An 18,760-nucleotide genomic window follows, 5' to 3' on the forward strand; every position below is an offset into this window, starting at 1 on the left:
CTCTTACTTATATTCCTGCATGCTTCGCACACTGGAGTGATGTTTACGGACGGTCTCCATGCCGAAGATAGTCGCCTTTGCTCCGGCGATTGTAGTGATGATCGGGATTCCCCGTGCAACAACCACGCTCCTGATCGTGACCTCATGCTGTCTGGGCTTTTTGCCGCTGGGAGTGTTGATAATCAGGTCTATCTCTTCGTTTTTGATGAGGTCTGTGGCGTCCGGGCGTCCCTCGCCAATCTTATAGACCGTACGGACAGACAGCCCGGCAGATTTGAACGCTTTAGCAGTGCCGCGGGTTGCCACAATCTCAAACCCGAGTTCATTGAGTTTGCGCGCTATTTCAATAGCTTCACTCTTGTCCGCGTCGGCAACACTCATAAATACAGTGCCTTTATCGGGTAAGAGCTGTCCTGCGGCTATTTCGGCTTTGATGTATGCCGCCCCGAAGCTTTCGTTGATGCCCATCACTTCACCCGTGGACTTCATCTCCGGGCCGAGCACTACATCGACTCCCGGGAACCTAGTGAACGGGAACACTGCTTCCTTTACGCAGACCCGTCTCGGTTCGACTTCGGATACGCCCTGCTCCTTCAACGATTTGCCCAACGCAATCATTGTGGCAACGCCTGCCCAGTCTGCACCTGTGGCCTTGCATACAAAAGGCACCATCCGGCAAGCCTGAGGATTGATGCCAAGGACATAGATTTCACCGTCTTTGATTGCGAACTGGGCGCTCATAAGTCCGCGAATGCCCAACTCCACCGCGATGAGCCGTGTCTGGCGTTTTATTTCTTCAATTGTCTCTTGCGTAAGGCTGTAAGGAGGTAAAGAAGAAGCGCTGTCGCCTGAATGGACGCCGGCCTGCTCTATGTGCTCCATTATGCCACATACTACCGCATCTTCAGCATCTGAGACTGCAATCGCGTCGACTTTGATCGCACTCTCGGCAAACTTTGTAATTACAAGCGGCTTCTCGGGCGCTATATCTCCGATTTCCTGGGAAAACGCAGCCATATCGATGTCATCGTAGACAATCCGCACAGCGTCATTGCCCCTTGCGAGAGCGGGGTAGCCGATTTCGTGAGCACACTTCAAAGCCTCCGCCTGGGAAGTTACAATGCAGGATTGGGTCTGCTTGAGACCCAATTTGCCGATGACCTCACCTTTTGAGGCGCGCTGCATGCTTTGGAGAGATGTCCCGAGTATGTTCACTCCCGCTTTTGAAAGATCGGCGCTAAGTTTAGACGCTGCCCTGCCTCCGAACGCAATAACTACACCTAGAGGCTTCTCACGCTCAACTATACTAAGCACGTTCTCGCTTGTGAGAGGCTCAAAATATATCTTGCCGGATATGTCGGGATCGGTGGAGAGAGCCTCAGGGTTTGAGTTTATTATAATGCTCTCGTATCCCGCCGCGGTCAGAGCCAGAGAAGCATGCGCCCGGCAGTAGTCGAAATCTATCCCTTGCCCTATCCTGTTTGGCCCGCCGCCGATGATGATGACTTTCTTGCCAGACGAAGTTGGAGTGCAATTGTCTTTCGGGTCGTATGTGGAAAAACACATGCTGCCAATAACATCGTAACCGCTGCGAATGCCCAGGACTTTTCTGCGCGTGCGGACCTGCTCCTCGTCGGTTTCAAGAAGCACGGCAAGCTGCGCGTCGGAGTAACCAAGCTGCTTTGACTCAAGCAGCGTTTCAGACGGCACTCCTACCAGCGACTTGCCTGCCAGCTTCTTCTCAAACTCTACTAACTCCCGTATCTGGCTGATGAAGTACGAGTCTACTTTGGCAATCTCGCGAATTTCATCATCCGTCATACCGGCTGCAACGGCACATCTTATGAAGGAGAGCCTTTCGGGGTTAGGACGAGCAAGCGCTTCATTTATCTGATCTGCGCTGGGACATACGCCTTTTTCATCCGCACCCATGCCTTGATGGCCGGTTTCCAGAGACCTGACTGCCTTTTGCAGGGCCTCTTTGAAGTTTCTGCCGAATGCCATCGCTTCACCGACAGATTTCATGGACGTGCTTAGAGTGGTGTCCGCGCCGGGGAATTTATCAAAGTCGAACCTGCTCATTTTAACTGCGACGTAATCACTCGGCGGCACAAACTCGGAACAAGGCTTATCAGCAACCATAATCTCGTCAAGTCCGATTCCCAGCGCCAGCTTAGCCGATATCTTTGCCACTGGAATACCTGCGGCCTTGCTGGCCAAAGCAGTGAATCTGGTCGCAATCGGGTCGACATCCAGGACCACGATCTCTCCACTAGTCGGCTCAACTGCAAAACCTATGCTCATAGAACCTGCTACGCCGGATGCGTCAGCAATCTTTTTAGAAAGCTCTGAGAGTTTTTCTATCTGTTCGCTGCCCAGTGTCTGGATAGGATAGACCATTGTGCTGTCACCGGAATGAACACCTGTCGGGTCTATACTCTCCATGCCCGCTGCTGTAACAGCGCGACCCGATGAGTCGCGCAAAACTTCAAACTCAATACTCTTCCAGCCGATATAAGGCTTTTCGATCAGCACCTGGCGCACAGGACTTGTCTTGAGAGCAAACGCGAGCATCTCGCCGAACTCTTCCAGATTATACGTGACGGCGCTGCCCGCTCCACCGGCGACACCCGCCGGCCTAAGGATCGCAGGGAACTTGATCTGCCTTATGATCTGCATGCCCTCTTCCATCGAGTGTGCGTTCTTGCCGATGGAAAAGGCGGCACCTGCGGAGCTTGCCACAGACAGGTCCTCGCACTTTGAGAGCACATTTACATCTGTGCCGATCATACTCACATGATGGCTCGCTAGCACTCCTTCATGTTCAAGAGCCAATGCGAGGTTGAGTGCGCTGCGCCCACCTATGCTTGCCAGCAGCGCATCGGGCTTTTCGATCTCGATTATCTTTGTAATAGAATCGCAAGTGAGCGGTTCTATATATGTCTTGTCGGCAAGATTCGGGTCTGTAGTGACGGTCGATGGATTGGAGTTTGCCATAACAATCTCACATCCCTCTTCTTTAAGAGCGCGGCAGGCCTGCGCAGCCATATAATCAAACGCGCCGCCTTCACCGATCACGACGGGTCCGCTGCCTATGACAAGTATTTTTCTGATATCAGTTCTCTTGGGCATTATCTATCCACCATGTATTCTCGACTGCGTCGGATTCGAGGCCTTGCCCCAAAGTCCTACACCAATAATTGTGGCCCGGGGGCAACCTTTTCGTTATGCCCATCCGGACCATAAAGTATATGTCTATATTGTGCAAAAGGCTCAAGGAAACCTTCTTATGCCTTGAGCCTTTTTGCCTGGCGCTGTTTGTGCATTGCGTCGGCAATAACACCGCAGATAATAATTATGCCGATTACTGCCCACTGCCAGTCCGACGGAATACCCATCAGGTTGATTCCATTGTCCATCAAACGGATCAGCGCAGAGCCTACTATAATGCCGATCACAGTGCCCTCGCCGCCGCGCATGCTGCATCCGCCGAGCACGGCTGCGGCAACCGCCCACATTTCATACATCAGACCACTGTTTGCAGGTTGCACGTCTCCAGTGTATGATACCTCGACTATACCCGCTATTCCGGCAAGCACGGCGCACATAACGTAGGCCAGCGTACGCATTTTGTTGACCTTGATCCCCGAATATCGCACGGCTTCCTCGTTGCGACCGATAGCGTATAGATATCGTCCCCAGACAGTGTAGTTCATAATGAACCCGACTATCAAAGACAATCCTATCAGTATAAGAAAAGGTATGGGTATTCCCAAAATCGAATTATTGCCGATCACAGCGAAGGAAGGATGCTCGAGTGTGATCCCCTTACCTCCTGAAATTCCTCTTGCAAGCCCCCTGAGCAACAGGAGCGAGCTGAGGGTCACGATAAAAGGCTGCAGCTTGAAACGCCCAATCAAAAATGAATGCCAGAACCCCAGCAGCGCACAAAACGGCAGCACTATAAGGCTCATCAGCCATGGGCTCCAGCCGTAGTTGACATAGCCCATGGCGATTACTACACCTACGAGTCCCACAACGGAGCCGACCGACAGATCGATCCCTCCCGAAAGGATCACTATTCCCATTCCCAGGGTATAGATGCCGAGCATGCCGATGCGCTGCGCCAAATTTGAAATATTGACCGGGCTGAAAAACACGACACTTCCGGTTGTAGAATACTGGTAGACGCATATAATAGCCATCAGCCCTATCAGCAGCAATATCATACCGAGTATTTTCTTCAACTCGCCTTACCTCCGGTTGCCAATTGCATTATATTTTCTTCACTAATCTGGTCGTGATCGAGTGTGCCGGTACAGCGCCCTTCATGCATTATCAGGACTCTGTCCGACAGGCCTATTACCTCTTCCATTTCAGATGAGACCATAATAACGCCCATCCCTTTATCTGCCAGATCACGGATCAATTTATATATTTCGCTCTTGCTTCCTACATCGATTCCGCGAGTCGGCTCATCGAGTATCAGGACTTTCGGGTCCAGACTGAGCCACTTTGAAAGCGCGACTTTCTGCTGGTTGCCGCCAGAGAGGAACTGCACTTCCTGCGAAAGCGACGGAGTCTTTATCTCCAGCGCTTCCACATGTTCCTTTGCTACCTGAAGTTCGCGCTTGCGGTCCATAAACGGCGGGTTGTATGTGCCGATTCCGGCCAGCGATATGTTCTCTGTGACACTCATCTCCAGCAGGACCCCGAGATCCTTGCGGTCTTCAGGCACAAAACCCATCCCAGCGCGCACAGCATCCGTCGATGATTTTATATCGACCTTTTGCCCGCCCATATAGATATCGCCGGAATGCTTCGGCTCGACACCGAACAGAGCCTGCATAAGCTCCGTGCGGCCTGCGCCCACCAGCCCAGCGATTCCAAGTATCTCACCGGCTCTTAGATCGAAGCTGACAGTGCCCTTGCCGCCGACATACTCCAAATCATGCACCGAGAGCACTACATCACCTTCATGCCGCTCGGTGTCATCACTGGAAAAGCGGGAAATGTTGCGCCCTACCATCAGCTTTACCATCTCATCAGGCGTCAGGTTAGCCTTATCAAGCTCGCCGACCCGGCAGCCGTCGCGCAGCACCACTGCCCGATCACACATCTCCTGCACCTCGCCGAGGCGGTGCGATATATAGATCATCGCGACGCCTTCGCTCTTGAGCTTTTTCATGACCTCAAAGAGCTTGTCGGCTTCGGCTGGGCTCAGTGAACTTGTCGGCTCGTCGAGGACAAGTATGCGCACGTCATATGAGAGCGCTTTTGCAATCTCGACAAGCTGCTGCTCGCCCGGAGAGAGGCTCTCCACAAGATCTGTTAAGGCAGCGGTAATACCCACGCGCCCGGCAAGTTCGTCTGCGCGAGAATAGAGTTGCTTGCGATTCACAATTTTGAAAGAACCTCTGCGCGGCTCATGGCCGAGGAAAATATTGGATGCGACATCAAGATTGGGAGCCAGACAGAGTTCCTGGTGGATCAGCGAGACACCCAGAGCAATCGAGTCCTGCACATCATTCATCTGAACGCTGCATCCTTCGAAGATTACTTCGCCCTCATCGGCAGGATAGTCGCCGCCCAGGATTTTCATCAAGGTTGACTTACCGGCGCCGTTCTCACCTATCAGGCCAAGTATCTCGCCTTGATCCAGTTCAAGATCAACATTGTGTAAGGCAAGCACTCCGGGAAACCGCTTGGTTATTCCCTTCATTGTCAACAGAGGTTGTTGAATATTTGGCATTGTGGTTGATTTACCTGGTCTCTGCATTATATTGTCCTAATTATACTTGCCTTCGTTGAAACTTGTAAATAGCCCTGAAATGAGTCTGTCTTCTTGACAGCATGCGGGCATTCGCGGTTTAATTTGTTGTCAATGTAAGAGTCATACGAAATTTTCTAGGACTGTATAATGTCATCACCAATGGAAGAAAGCATTCCCTTCATCAACATTCTCGGCATAAAAGTGCATCGTATCAATATGGCGGACGCATTGGATGCGATTAAACGCTTCATAGCAAGCGGCAAGCCGCACATGATCGTCACTGCGGATGCTTCAATGGTAGCCCGCGCTCAGGATGATATTGATCTCAGAGATATAATTAATAAGGCTGATCTGATTACGCCGGACGGCTCTGGTATAATTAAAGGGGCAAAGATTCTGGGCGCTCCCCTGATAGAGCGGGTAAGCGGAGTTGACCTTGCGCGTGAGATATGCCGGATGTCAGCCGAGGATGGTTTCTCCGTCTTTTTCCTTGGCGCCGAACCCGGCATCGCTGAGGCTGCCGCCGATAATCTTGCAAAATCATACCCGGGGATGAATGTCGCCGGCACGCACGATGGCTATTTCAAACCTGATCGTGACCCCCAGATCGCCGGTCTGGTGAAGGAGTCCGGCGCACAAGCGCTGCTTGTTGCGATGGGAATCCCGAGGCAGGAAAAGTTTATAAAGCGATACATGAGCGATATGGGAATAAGCGTTGCGATAGGGGTCGGCGGATCATTCGATGTGTTCTCCGGCAAGGTGAAACGCGCTCCCATATGGTTTCAAAACCATGGCCTCGAGTGGGCATATCGACTTGCCAAAGACCCGAGCAAGTTCTCAAAAGTGAGTGTGCTGCCCAAGTTCTTGATGATGGTGTATCGGGAGAGGCTGTTTGGCGGCAAGAGAGCGCAAAAATGAGTGACTTAAAACGTAATGTCGAGCTTAATACAGCAGCCATAGCCGATTACTGTCGGCGTCGCCATATAAAGCGGTTATCGCTTTTTGGCTCGGTGCTTCGTTCTGACTTCGGACCTGCAAGCGATGTGGATGTGCTGATCGAGTTCGAGCCGGGCCACGTGCCGGGGTTTGCGTTTTTCGAAATGCAAGATGAGTTGTCCGAACTTCTCGGCCGCAAGGTGGACCTCAACACTCCAGGTTTCCTGAGTCACTATTTTCGGGATGCCGTGATAAACGAGTCGGAGCTTGTCTATGTTGAGCAGTGAAGATCGTGTGCGCCTGATGCACATGCTGGATGCCACAGAAAAGGCAACCGCACTTACCACCGGCAAAACCAAGTGCGATCTTGAAACTGACGAATTGCTGTCCCTGGCAATAGTCCGGCTGCTGGAGATTATTGGGGAAGCGGCCAAATCAGTTAGCGAAGTTGTTCGAGATAACTGGCCCTCGGTCCCCTGGAAGCAAATTGCAGGCACCCGAGACAGGCTTATTCATGGTTACTTCAATGTTGACCTTGATATTGTCTGGAGCATTGTCTCTCAAGACCTACCTGCATTAACGCAGAGACTGCAAGCTATTCTAGAAGAAAAGGAATAATCTATTATTATGCCTGACAACAATGTTCTAATAGTAGGAAGCGTAGCGCTTGACACAGTGGAGACGCCTCATGGCAAGGTTGAACGCGCACTGGGTGGAGCAGCGGTCTACAGCTCGGTAGCCGCAAGTTTCTTTACACCTGTGCAAATAGTCGGGGTAGTGGGCGAAGACTTCCCCAGGGAGCACCTGGACTTCCTTGCGTCAAGAAAGATCGACACCCGCGGTATCCAGACTATCCCCGGCGGCAAGACATTCCACTGGGCAGGCTCTTATGAAGGAGACATGAACCAGGCGAACACAAAGCTCACCGAGCTCAATGTCTTTCAGAGCTTCAGTCCGACTCTTCCCGATGACTATAAGTCTTCCAAATATGTATTTCTTGCAAATATCGATCCTGAGCTTCAGCTTAAGGTACTCGATCAGGTTCCGGGCGCAAAGCTTACTGCGTGCGATACCATGAACTTCTGGATCTCATCAAAGCGAGACGCTCTGCTGGAAGTGTTAAAGCGTGTGGACATTGTATTTATCAACGACGCCGAGGTAAGGCAGCTTACCGGAATCGTCAACATAACCCTCGCCGCAAACGAGATTCACAAATATGGCCCAAAGTATGTGGTGGTCAAGAAGGGCGAGCACGGCGCAGTGATGTATTGTGGTGAGAGCACATGCTTTGCGGCTGCATCGTATCCACTTACCAAAGTTGCCGACCCCACGGGTGCGGGTGACAGCTTCGCAGGCGGGTTCATGGGCTACATCGCAAGCACAGATGAGGTCAGCGATATGAATATCCGCAATGCCGTTATCTATGGAAGCACACTGGCATCCTACAATGTGCAGGATTTCAGCCTTGGGATGTTCAAACGCCTCACCCTTACTGACATCAACAACCGCTACGACGAGTTCAGACGGATCGTTTTTTTCGAACCGATGGGCTGATAAAATCCTGAATCCCTCCAGAAATTTCTTCCGGAGGGATTTATAAAATCCTTATTTCAAGGCATCCGTGTAAAAACTCGGCCAATTTTCCGCAATAGGCACAGCGCCGCATGCTTTTGAATAGAACCCGGTCGGCCCGGCACCGCCAATTATTGCATATACATAGCCCATCTCCCGCATAGCGTGCAGACAGGCAAGCAGCAGAGCCTTACCCACTCCTTTACCGCGAGCTTTTTCATTCACACCGGTCGGCCCGAAATAGTCCCGGGTAGTGCACTCATATGCGGCAAATCCTATTATCTGTCCGTCCTTGGTCGCAATAAAGCATGTAGCCGGATCATGCTTTAGAGATACACTGGCTTCGTCTGCCCAGCGCTCGCTAAAGTTCTCTATAATAAATCTGCGCAATATGGACAGTTCAAAAGACCTTATTCGGCGAATCAAAATACCTTCCTGCTTTAGATGTTCAAAACCCTTGTCTTCGGGCAGATTGAGAAGATTAACCAGCATATCAGCCATACAATCACTCCTGTTGTGTCTGCCTGATCTATTCAGGCAGGACCTGTGTTCTTTCCAAACTCACTTAGACGCGTTCTGCATTTTCTCCTTTATATCCTTTATTCATCAGATTAGTGCATATTCGACAAGGGTAAAGTGGGATTGTGTCGAAGTGGAACATGAAAGCATTTTTATCGTCTCAACATGTAATTAATTGCAAGGTTTCGGAGTCTAATAATATGTAGTGCGGCACAAACAAGTTTTTCGGGAGGCATCAAATGATGGGGAAGGCTGTTCAAATTGCGCTGGTTGTAACGGCTGTTCTTTTTGTTGGTGTAATGCATTTACAGGCGGCGGATACGGCGAGCACAGAAAAGTCAACGGAGACAATAAGCATGGATCTAAAGGATGTGGACGTCAAGTCCGCACTCGATGCTTTGTTCAAAAATGCCGGTAAAGACTTTGCGCTTGACGCGAATGTGACCGGCACAATTCCGGCTATGTCATTCAAGGATGTTTCTTTTGACACGGCCCTAAAGACGCTTGTCAAGTCCATGGGACTTGTTTACAGAATCGACCAGAATATCTACATCATCAGTAAGAGGCGGGATACGGAAAGTGTGTCGAACCCTTATCCTCCATCCCCAATTCCCGAGGTCGAGTCTCCAACGTCTTCCCCCGATGTCATAATAGATAAGATTCCGCTCAACTATTCAAGCGCTTCCGAAATACTGGCTGCAATGGGCAGCGGACGCGAATACGGCGGATTCGGCAACGGATATGGAGGCTTCGGTGGTTATGGAAACTTCGGGGGGATAAACGGTTACGGCGGCATGGGCAATATGAGCTTCGGCGGCATGGCTACCACCGGATACGGCAACTACGGATCAAGCTACGGCGGATATGGCGGATACGGAACCGGCTATGGAAACTATAACAGATACAACAACTACAACCGAGGCTGGTAGTCTATAGCAGCGCGACTAATACAAAAGTATTACGATAATTAGGTCATGAGAGTAATAGACCTCTTGCCAAAAGACGGGTATACTATGATCGTAGTATTCTGATCATGCGGCGCGCGAGAAGTAAGTCTATACTTATCATTCCTCATTGGGCGCGGCGTTTTGGTCAGCCCAATTGAAGATTGAAAAAGTGAATATTTGTAATGGCGGAGGGCTCGGATATACCGGGTCCTTTTGCTTTTTACACTCACAAGCTAAATTATCAACGACCGATTTCGCTTCTTCAGAATCACGGTTGTGCCGCGCTCAAAGCGAATATCCACTTCGTCCATTACGCTTCGCATCAGTTCGATGCCGCAGCCAAGCATGATTACGCGCTGTTCGGATAATGGAACACGACCTTTATCACATTTTCCAAGTCCTTCGTCTCTGATTGTGACGATAAGGGTGTCTCCCTCACATTGCCAGCCAAGGTATATCAAACCGGCACCGGGCTCAGGCGTACCGTGCACGTAAGCATTAGTGACCGCCTCGCCCACGGCAAGCAGCAGCGCCTCTGTCTCTTCTGCGCTGAACCTTAACTGCCTGGCTACATAGGTAATCCTCTTACGCGCGGCAGACAGCCCAGCCTGCTTGGTAATGACTGCCATCTTGCCTGAACTCAAGAAATTTTGTTCGGAACTTAGGTTATTCATATTAAACATGTTGAGTTTATCCCGCTGCGGGCTGCATCAAACCGCCGGTTAAAAGGGTTGCACGCGAACAGTGATGTTGATATCCTGTTGTTAAGGACGGTAGTAAATGGAAACGACAATTCTCGGACGCACTAATATGACTGTCACGCGCACAGGGTTCGGTGTGCTGCCCCTGCAGCGCACGGAAATTCATGAGGCGGCGCAAATTTTAGAGAGAGCATATGACGCAGGAATCACTTTTTATGACACAGCAAGGGCATACACGGACAGCGAGGAGAAGATCGGCTACGCTCTCTCTGATGTTCGCGATTCGATTATCATAGCCACCAAGAGCGCATCGACGACTCGCGCAGGCGTGCTTTCGGACCTGGAGACCAGCCTTAAAAACCTTCGCACGGACCATGTAGACCTGCTCCAACTGCACAACCCGGCCGAACTGCCAAACCCGGAAGATCCTGAGTCATCATATGCGGGGCTTATCGAGGCCCGCGAGAAGGGAATGACCCGGTTTATCGGCGTTACCAATCACCATCGCGAAAGAGCTTTAGCGGCTGTCGAGTCAGGCTTATATGACACTCTTCAGTATCCGCTTTGCCATATCTCAAACAGCGATGACCTTGAAGTAATTAATCGATGTAAGGCAGCAAACGTAGGAATTATTGCCATGAAGCCGCTTTCAGGAGGGCTGCTGACCCATGCTCGAACGGCATTTGCTTTTTTGAGACAGTATGACAACCTCGTCCCAATATGGGGCTTCCAGCGCATGAGTGAGCTGGAGGAAATTATAAGGCTTGATTCCGAGCCGCCTGTTCTGGATGATGAACTGCGTGAAGCAGTTGAAAGTGACCGCAAGGAGCTGGCCGGAGACTTTTGCCGCGCATGCGCATATTGCATGCCATGCCCGGCTGGTATTCAAATCCCTATGGCGGCGCGCATGGGTCTGCTGCTGAGGCGAATGCCTTACCAGCAGTTTATGACTAAGCAATGGCATGACGAAATGCGCAAAATCTTAAACTGCATGCGCTGCGGGCAATGCAAATCGCGCTGCCCATATGGCCTGGATACGCCTGCACTGCTAAATAAAATGCTTGCCGATTATGAAGAGTTTTACAGAGAGCATTCGCAGCCCTAAACCCGCAGAGAAACAAATAAGCAAAAAACTGGTAAAAACACCTGTGCTTACCCCTTGACTGAATGGCGTACCGATGGTATCCTCTTCCGTACAAGCAGATGTATTGTTGCAATAATTGGTAGGTTAGCAAGGTTTATGTCTCATAATATTGACTCGGCTCCTTTGGCTGTTAAAATAGAAGCGGACGGGCAGTGGCCGTCCGTCATACTGAGTGGCAGAGCAGATTGCTCCAATGTATCCCGTGTGGTTGCCGTGCTTGAACAGATAGCAGATCAGGACGGGGGCTGTGTCTCCCTTGACCTGCACAATCTGGAGGCAATGGATACTTCGGCGCTTCAGGGGCTGGCAAAGGGAGCGGAAGTTTTCAAAGACCACCACCGCAAGCTGCATCTGACCGCCGCCAGCACGGCTGTCAAAGACATGCTGGACAGGCATCATCTCTGGGACATGTTCTGCCTCTGTAAGGACTGCGCTCATGATTGTTCACCCGAGACTTGCACTCAGGCTGAAAGCTCATGGGACATAGATGTCTTCACGTTGGAGTCGATAATATCCAACTGCCGCGAGGCAAGGCACCGGGTCGGCAAGATGGCAATGGCGGCAGGCTTTAGCGAGGATGCGATCAATGATATCCTGCTGGCAGTCGGAGAGGCCATAACAAATGCAATCAAATACGGCTCGAAGGACATCGATAATGCCGCTTTTACGGTGAGCTGCCTGGCCAGCGAAGAGCGGTTTTGCATCTCTGTCAGCGACAATGGTCCCGGGTTCAATTATAATGAAATTCCCAGTTTTGAGGATGCCCTGTTTATGGAGCATGGCCGAGGTATCTACTGCATCCATGCGCTGATGGACGAGGTCAGCTTCCACTTCAACTCCGGCACCACCGTCAGGATGGTCAAGCGCAAAAGCTAGAACCTTTGGGAATTCGCCCGCGAAGCAGAAGACTCATGTATGCTCAACCAGCTTGGCCTTGTGCAGATCATGTATGGTTCTTGAGCCGGTGCAAAACATCACTGTGGCAAGCACCTCAGCCAGCCGTTCGATCCTCTCGAAGAGTGTGTCAGGTGATATTGCCGCGCATTTAAGGAAAGGCAGCGCCATTGCCGCCACTGATGCGCCCAGTGCAATCGACTTGGCTATATCTTCTCCACTTCGCACCCCGCCGCTCGCGATAATCGGCAGGCTGGGAGCCACACTTTTTGCGGCAAGCAAGCTATCTACTGTGGATATTCCCCATTCGCCCATCGTCTCGCCTAAGGCGGATAAAGCGGTATCTACACTTCTTTTGCTCTCGACCTTTGCCCAGGACGTGCCACCTGCTCCGGCGACATCTATGCCTGCGACACCTACATCCGCCAGCAAAGATGCGGTCCTGGCTGAAATGCCATGGCCGACCTCTTTGACGATGACAGGCACATCCAGAGAATCGCAGACTTCGCCTATGTGCGCAGAGAGTACACGGAAGTTCACATTGCCGTGTTCCTGAACGCACTCCTGCAGGGGATTGAGATGAAGAATGAGCGCATCGGCTCCGATCATCTCGACCACGCGGCAGCATGAGTCTACATCGCAGCCGTTGTTGAGCTGGACCGCGCCAAGGTTAGCAAAGAGCAAGATATCCGGGGCTATATCGCGCACATGAAATGTCCATTCAAGATCGGGGCTTTCCAGCGCCACGCGCTGGCTTCCCACTCCCATCGCCAGACCGTATCTCTGCGCTGCCTCAGCAAATATCCGGTTATACTCTGCTGTCTCCGGCGAGCCGCCGGTTATAGGAGAGATCATCAGCGGCAGCGAAAGACTCTTGCCGAAGAGCATGGTCGACATATCTATATCATTGCGGTCAATCTCGGGCAGGGCTTCATGGACAAACGAATATCGCTCGAAGCCTGCTGTGCGTAAGTGAAACTCGACATCCTGATGCAGCGCCACCTCAATATGATCGGCCTTGCGCTGGATATTTTCATATGCTCTGGCGAATGACAATGTCTTGCCTCCGAATTTCGCGTCGTTTGTCTGTCCTTGCAAGGACCGCGTCGACTGCGTCCACAATCCCTTGCCTGTTAATGCCGTATTGCGCTCTGAGGTGGGCAGCGCTGCCGTGATTTATAAACGCATCAGGCAATCCGATAATCTCGATTGGCACATCCAAAGAGCCGCTGCGGGCAAGACATTCGAGCATGGCTGATGCAAAACCGCCGCATATCGCATTCTCTTCTGCAATCACTATTCCGTCGCACTCCGAGGCAGCCGCAATTATCGCAGCATCATCCAGAGGTTTTACGAACCGCGCATTGATAACTCGCGCGCTTATTCCCATGATACCGAGCTGTGCTGCGGCCTCCAGCGCTTCATTGGCAATGGGTCCAACGGCTATGATCGCGACATCCGCGCCATCGCGCATCAGTTCTGACTTGCCGACATCAATTGAGGTCATCTGCAATCTTTTTGGGCCCACCGCGGCTCCTCTCGGGTAACGAATTGCCACGGGTCCGTCGATATTTAATGCAGCGTTCAGCATACCGGCAAGCTCACATGCATCCCGTGGGGCCATAACAGTCAAATTGGGCATATGCCGCAGATACGAGAGATCAAAGACGCCGTGATGGGTCGGCCCGTCTTCACCCACAATACCCGCTCTGTCCAGCGCGAAAATCACGGGCAGGTTCTGCAGGCAGACATCGTGAACGATCTGATCATAACCGCGCTGCAGAAATGTCGAGTAGATCGCCACTACAGGCTTCATCCCGGCTGTGGCGAGGCCTGCTGCAAATGTGACGGCATGGCTTTCGGCTATACCGACGTTAAAGAATCTGCTCGGGTATTTCTTTGCAAACCGATTGAGACCTGTGCCGTCCGGCATTGCGGCTGTGATCGCAACAATTTTGGAGTTCTTTCTGGCAAGCTGCGTAAGAGTTCGCCCAAAGACATCGGTGAAAGTCCTCTTTGACTTTTCAGGGACCTTGCCGTTATCTGAGTTAAACGGGCCTATCCCATGAAAATGCCTGGAATTGTGCTCCGCATGAGAATATCCTTTGCCCTTAACAGTGACTACATGCAGCAGCACGGGGCCTTTCATCTCAAATGCCTGAGATATAAAGTGTTTGAGTTCGGCTATGTTGTGGCCGTCTATGGGCCCGAGATACTCAAAACCCAGAGCTTCAAAAATTGTGCCGCTGGTGGGTGAGACCCAGCTTGTAAGCCCGCGCTTGAGCAGTTGAGTGGTCTTTTTCATTAGTCCGCCGCCCAAGGGCATCCTGCGAATAATCTCCTGCGCGCCGCTCTCAACCGTTCTGTAAAGCGGCATGGTCCTCAAACGGGCGATGTGAGCCGCCATCGCACCTATGCTCGGGCATATGGACATCTTGTTGTCGTTCAATATGACCAGCATATTGGCTCCCGATGCCCCGGCGTTATTGATTGCTTCCCATACCATTCCCCCACCCAAAGCGCCGTCGCCTACCACTGCAGCCACGCGATATTTCTCACCTGCAAGGTCCCTGCCCTGAGCTATCCCCAGAGCCGCCGATATGGATGTGCTGGCATGTCCCGTGCCGAACGAGTCATACAAACTCTCTGACGGCTTGGGAAAGCCGCTGATGCCTCCGCCCTGCCTGAGTGTGTGAAAGCAGTCGCGCCGGTCCGTAAGAATCTTATACGGATAGCACTGATGGCCGACGTCCCAGATCAGCTTGTCATGCGGCACGTCCATTACGGCCAGCAGTCCGATTGTCAGTTCAACAACACCGAGCGACGGGGCCAGATGGCCGCCGTTTGCGCTTACCACTTCCAGTATTGATGCCCGGACCTCTTGCGCGAGCTTTGTCAGTTGTGCGTTCGATAAATTTTTAAGGTCTTCGGGCAGATTGAGAGAGCCGAGTAGACTGCCTATCATCTGCAACTCCTCGAAAATAGCTGAGAGCGGATAAGAGCCCAGACCCCTGGCCGCCCCAATGTAGCCGCTATTAGGCTTTGTTCCCAGTCTTACCGCCGCGGCAAACACAGCGAAAGAGTGGCGATTTACGAGTTGTGAGTTTTGGGTTAATGGCAGAGCCAAGGTTAGCCAATGAGTATTCTGGGCAATAATGAGCCGATGGAACACAAGAGAACAAAGAGGTGCGAAGTGTGCAGCGTGAATGACATGTCTTCAATCCCTCCAGGTATGATACCTGGAGGGATATCAGAATTGGCGAAGACTCACTACGAAAACTTCACCGTGGGCTCGATTTTCCTGCCGCGCGAGATAAGACGTCATGTATTCAATGTCTATGCATATTGCCGGGTCTGCGACGACCTTGCGGACGAGATCGATGATCCGGATCTATCCGTGCGCCTGCTGGAATGGTGGAGGGAAGAACTGCATGCATGCTTCAGCGGTAATCCTCAACATCCGGTTTTTAAGGCACTGCTTGAGACGATCACCCAATTTAACCTGCCTATAGAGCCTTTTGAAGACCTTATCAGCGCGTTTCTACAGGATCAGCACGTTACTCGCTATGATACATTCGAGCAGGTTCTGGATTACTGCAAGCGTTCTGCAAACCCCGTAGGGCGTGTCTTTCTTCATCTGCTCGGATACACGGACGATAAGAGGCGAGGGCTTGCCGACGCTACCTGCACTGCTTTGCAACTGGCCAACTTCTGGCAGGATATCGGTGTCGATTACCAAAAAGGGCGTATATACATCCCGAAAGAAGATATGGAGCGCTTCGGCTACACAGAAAGCGAACTGAGAAACCATGTCGTGAACGCGAGTTTCGTGAGACTTATGCGGTTTGAGATAGCCCGGACAAGGGAACTTTTTGAACGCGGGAGATCGCTCTCACGCCTCATATCCGGTGTCGGAGCAGCGGATGTGGAGCTTTTTACACGAGGCGGATTAGCGGTGCTGCAGTCTATAGAACAGATCAACTACGATGTCTTTAGAAAGTGTGCTGGAGTATCCAAGTCGCGAAAGCTGTTGTTGATGGCAGGCTGGTGCATAAGGAGGTGTGCAGTTGGATTCTGAAATGATGGTTTCGCCCGGGCAGCTTCGGGAATCATATCGCTATTGCAGAAGCATAGCAAAAAAACGCGCGAGAAACTTTTACTACTCATTTATAGTATTGCCGCGCGAGAAAAGTGACGCCATGTGCGCGGTGTATGCGTTCATGCGCTATTGCGATGACATCGCAGACGACCCTGATTTCGGTCGCGACAAAAAGGCATTGCTTGGCAGATGGCGAGACTCGCTGGATAAAAGCATGCACGGCGACTACGGCGGCAGTCTTATTATGCCTGCATTCGCGGACGCCATAAAGAAATTCGACATACCCACTAATTACTTCCATCAACTGATCGACGGCGCGACCATGGACCTCTCCATCGACAGATATCGCACATTTGATGATCTATATGACTACTGCTATAAAGTGGCCTCGGTGGTCGGGCTGGTGTGCATCCACATATTCGGTTTCGACTCGCCTCAAGCCAGAAAACATGCCGAGTTCTGCGGGATCGCATTTCAACTCACCAACATTCTCCGCGATGTAAAAGAAGACGCTGAGCACGGGCGTGTATATATCCCCGAAGAAGATTTATGGGCATTTAATTACAGCACAGATGACCTGGTAAACGGCATACGTGATGACAGGTTTCAAAGGCTCATGAGGTTCGAGGCGCGCAGGGCGCACGATTATTATGGCGCTGCGCTGCCGCTGGTTCCGATGGTGCACGGGTCGGGGCGACCTGGGCTGTGCGCCATGATCGAAATTTACTCGAGCATTCTCGATATGATCGACAAAAGCCCAGGCGATGTGTTTGCGGGCCAGGTCTCTCTTCCGACATCCCGCAAGCTTTCAATCGCCGCAAAGGCGCTGATCAAATCCAGGTTGAACGGAGGACGGCCATCGCTGCCTCAGTTGCAGTCATAGGCGGTGGAATCGCAGGGCTTGCCTGCGCATGCGAACTTGCCGACGCCGGTCTGGATGTGACGGTGCTTGAAGCAAAGAAGCACCTGGGTGGAAGAGCACATTCTTTTTGCGATAAAGACACCGGTATCAGCATTGACAACTGCCAGCATATATTGCTGGGCTGCTGTGACGCTGCAATAAGCTTTCTAGCCAAGATCGGGTCGATTGGACAGGTGAGGTTCCATGACAGGGTTAGTTTTATCAATGCCATAGGCAAGACTCTGGAAGTAAGGTCATCATTCTTGCCAGCGCCTGTCCATTTATTGCCATCGATTCTGAAAACAAACTACTTATCAGGCCATGAAAAGATCGAGCTTGGCCGTGTGTTCAGAAAGATCGCAAGGACCAAGCCAAAGCCCGGCCAGAGCGCACAGGAGTATCTTAAAGGCCTTGGCTGCTCGTCAAATCTGTTGGCTTGCCTGCTCGACCCAACACTGATTGCAGCACTCAATGAATCGGCTTCGGATGCGTCGGCAGACTACGCCCGCATGGTCCTTACAAAATCTCTCATTGAGAGCAGATGCGGCTATAAGCTCGGCGTGCCTAATGCTCCGCTCTCGCATATAATCGAAGGTCCGGCAGGGCGATATTTATCGAGAAGAGGATGCAGGATCAGAACCTCCACAAAAGTTGAGAGGCTGATCTTCAATGGCGAGGCAGTCGAGTCGGCAATACTTTCGGGCGGCATGCAGATAAAAGCGAATTACTATGTGTGCGCGGTTCCGCCGTGGTCGCTTGTGGAAATGGGGTATGCGACCGATGCCGCCCAGGCAATGCAGTGGCGATCCATCAAGAGCGTCCATCTGTTTTATGATCATGCGGACTTCAAGTTCGCGCGGGCATGCGCACCAGGCGAGCCTTTTGGGTGGGTGTTTAACAAGACTTGCGACTTCGGATTGGACTTCGGTTATATCCAGACTGTGGCAAGCGCAGCGGACTCCCTGAATACACTAGGCAGCAGTGAGCTGATCAATCTAGCCCAGAATGCAGTTGATAAGGTGGTCGGAATGCCATGCAGACAATCTCTGCAGCGAGCGGTTATATATAATGCGCATCGGGCAACTTTTGCCACATCCTGCCGCAATGATCTTCGGCCGCCAGCTCAAACGCATATACGGAATTTGTTTTTGGCGGGAGACTGGACCGACACCGGCTGGCCTGCCACAATCGAGAGCGCTGTGCGATCAGGCCTGGCCGCATCAAAACAAATACTAAATATAAAACCCTAAATACTAAATTGAAGGGGTGTTTGA

Annotated in this window: 17 protein-coding genes; 10 read left to right on the top strand and 7 right to left on the bottom strand. The window is 51.6% G+C overall.

The features are described from left to right. Window positions 1–3 precede the first annotated feature (3 nt). From carB to ABFD83_06950, 3 genes are all read right to left on the bottom strand, one after another. Window positions 4–3,132 (bottom strand): carbamoyl-phosphate synthase large subunit, encoded by a 3,129-nt coding sequence (gene carB, locus ABFD83_06940; GenBank protein ID MEN6356805.1) that lies wholly within the window; start codon window positions 3,130–3,132, stop codon window positions 4–6. A gap of 155 nt (window positions 3,133–3,287) precedes the next feature. Then, the gene (locus tag ABFD83_06945) at window positions 3,288–4,247 is read right to left on the bottom strand and encodes an ABC transporter permease (protein MEN6356806.1); all 960 of its coding nucleotides are present in this window, start codon (window positions 4,245–4,247) and stop codon (window positions 3,288–3,290) included. Further along, window positions 4,244–5,779 (bottom strand): sugar ABC transporter ATP-binding protein, encoded by a 1,536-nt coding sequence (locus ABFD83_06950; protein ID MEN6356807.1) that lies wholly within the window; start codon window positions 5,777–5,779, stop codon window positions 4,244–4,246. Before ABFD83_06950 ends, ABFD83_06945 begins: the two co-directional genes overlap by 4 nt. 141 nt (window positions 5,780–5,920) lie before the next feature. On the opposite strand from ABFD83_06950, the gene ABFD83_06955 reads away from it, so the two are divergent. From ABFD83_06955 to ABFD83_06970, 4 genes are read left to right on the top strand one after another with little or no spacing between them, the layout of a single operon-like run. After that, window positions 5,921–6,691, top strand: coding sequence for a WecB/TagA/CpsF family glycosyltransferase (locus ABFD83_06955; GenBank protein MEN6356808.1), 771 nt, complete (start codon window positions 5,921–5,923; stop codon window positions 6,689–6,691). Next, a complete protein-coding gene (locus ABFD83_06960) occupies window positions 6,688–6,996 on the top strand; it encodes a nucleotidyltransferase family protein (protein MEN6356809.1) in 309 nt (102 codons plus the stop codon). Before ABFD83_06955 ends, ABFD83_06960 begins: the two co-directional genes overlap by 4 nt. Then, window positions 6,983–7,327, top strand: coding sequence for a DUF86 domain-containing protein (locus tag ABFD83_06965; protein MEN6356810.1), 345 nt, complete (start codon window positions 6,983–6,985; stop codon window positions 7,325–7,327). The genes ABFD83_06960 and ABFD83_06965 overlap by 14 nt, the downstream gene beginning before the upstream one ends. Before the next feature lie 9 nt (window positions 7,328–7,336). Further along, the gene (locus ABFD83_06970; protein ID MEN6356811.1) at window positions 7,337–8,263 is read left to right on the top strand and encodes a PfkB family carbohydrate kinase; all 927 of its coding nucleotides are present in this window, start codon (window positions 7,337–7,339) and stop codon (window positions 8,261–8,263) included. 51 nt (window positions 8,264–8,314) lie between these two features. On the opposite strand, the gene ABFD83_06975 is transcribed toward ABFD83_06970, so the two are convergent. Continuing rightward, complete coding sequence (locus ABFD83_06975) at window positions 8,315–8,782, bottom strand: GNAT family N-acetyltransferase (protein MEN6356812.1); 468 nt, start codon at window positions 8,780–8,782, stop codon at window positions 8,315–8,317. Window positions 8,783–9,039: 257 nt separating this feature from the next. On the opposite strand from ABFD83_06975, the gene ABFD83_06980 reads away from it, so the two are divergent. Further along, window positions 9,040–9,729, top strand: a complete 690-nt coding sequence (locus ABFD83_06980; GenBank protein MEN6356813.1) for an STN domain-containing protein — start codon at window positions 9,040–9,042, stop codon at window positions 9,727–9,729. Window positions 9,730–9,980: 251 nt separating this feature from the next. Here the strand turns inward: ABFD83_06980 and ABFD83_06985 are convergent, their stop codons facing one another. Continuing rightward, complete coding sequence (locus ABFD83_06985) at window positions 9,981–10,376, bottom strand: ATP-binding protein (protein MEN6356814.1); 396 nt, start codon at window positions 10,374–10,376, stop codon at window positions 9,981–9,983. 151 nt (window positions 10,377–10,527) lie between these two features. On the opposite strand from ABFD83_06985, the gene ABFD83_06990 reads away from it, so the two are divergent. Together ABFD83_06990 and ABFD83_06995 are read left to right on the top strand one after the other, a co-directional pair. After that, on the top strand, window positions 10,528–11,553 hold the full coding sequence (locus ABFD83_06990; GenBank protein ID MEN6356815.1) for an aldo/keto reductase: 1,026 nt from the start codon (window positions 10,528–10,530) through the stop codon (window positions 11,551–11,553). Between the two features lie 135 nt (window positions 11,554–11,688). Continuing rightward, a complete protein-coding gene (locus ABFD83_06995; GenBank protein ID MEN6356816.1) occupies window positions 11,689–12,468 on the top strand; it encodes an ATP-binding protein in 780 nt (259 codons plus the stop codon). Window positions 12,469–12,501: 33 nt separating this feature from the next. On the opposite strand, the gene fni is transcribed toward ABFD83_06995, so the two are convergent. Beyond that, window positions 12,502–13,542 (bottom strand): type 2 isopentenyl-diphosphate Delta-isomerase, encoded by a 1,041-nt coding sequence (gene fni, locus ABFD83_07000; GenBank protein ID MEN6356817.1) that lies wholly within the window; start codon window positions 13,540–13,542, stop codon window positions 12,502–12,504. Then, entirely contained in the window at window positions 13,520–15,448 is a 1,929-nt protein-coding gene (dxs, locus tag ABFD83_07005; GenBank protein MEN6356818.1) for a 1-deoxy-D-xylulose-5-phosphate synthase, read from the bottom strand. Before dxs ends, fni begins: the two co-directional genes overlap by 23 nt. Window positions 15,449–15,742: 294 nt before the next feature. On the opposite strand from dxs, the gene hpnC reads away from it, so the two are divergent. Genes hpnC through hpnE form a run of 3 tightly spaced genes read left to right on the top strand, consistent with a single transcriptional unit; the run spans window position 15,743 to window position 18,736 of the window. Continuing rightward, window positions 15,743–16,564 (top strand): squalene synthase HpnC, encoded by an 822-nt coding sequence (gene hpnC, locus ABFD83_07010; GenBank protein MEN6356819.1) that lies wholly within the window; start codon window positions 15,743–15,745, stop codon window positions 16,562–16,564. Then, window positions 16,554–17,468: a phytoene/squalene synthase family protein gene (locus ABFD83_07015; protein MEN6356820.1), complete on the top strand. Its 915-nt coding sequence runs from the start codon at window positions 16,554–16,556 to the stop codon at window positions 17,466–17,468. The genes hpnC and ABFD83_07015 overlap by 11 nt, the downstream gene beginning before the upstream one ends. Window positions 17,469–17,476: 8 nt before the next feature. Continuing rightward, complete coding sequence (gene hpnE / locus ABFD83_07020; protein ID MEN6356821.1) at window positions 17,477–18,736, top strand: hydroxysqualene dehydroxylase HpnE; 1,260 nt, start codon at window positions 17,477–17,479, stop codon at window positions 18,734–18,736. Window positions 18,737–18,760 lie beyond the last annotated feature (24 nt).

The sequence above is a fragment of the Armatimonadota bacterium genome (assembly GCA_039679645.1).
Taxonomy (GTDB): Bacteria; Armatimonadota; UBA5829; order UBA5829; family UBA5829; genus UBA5829.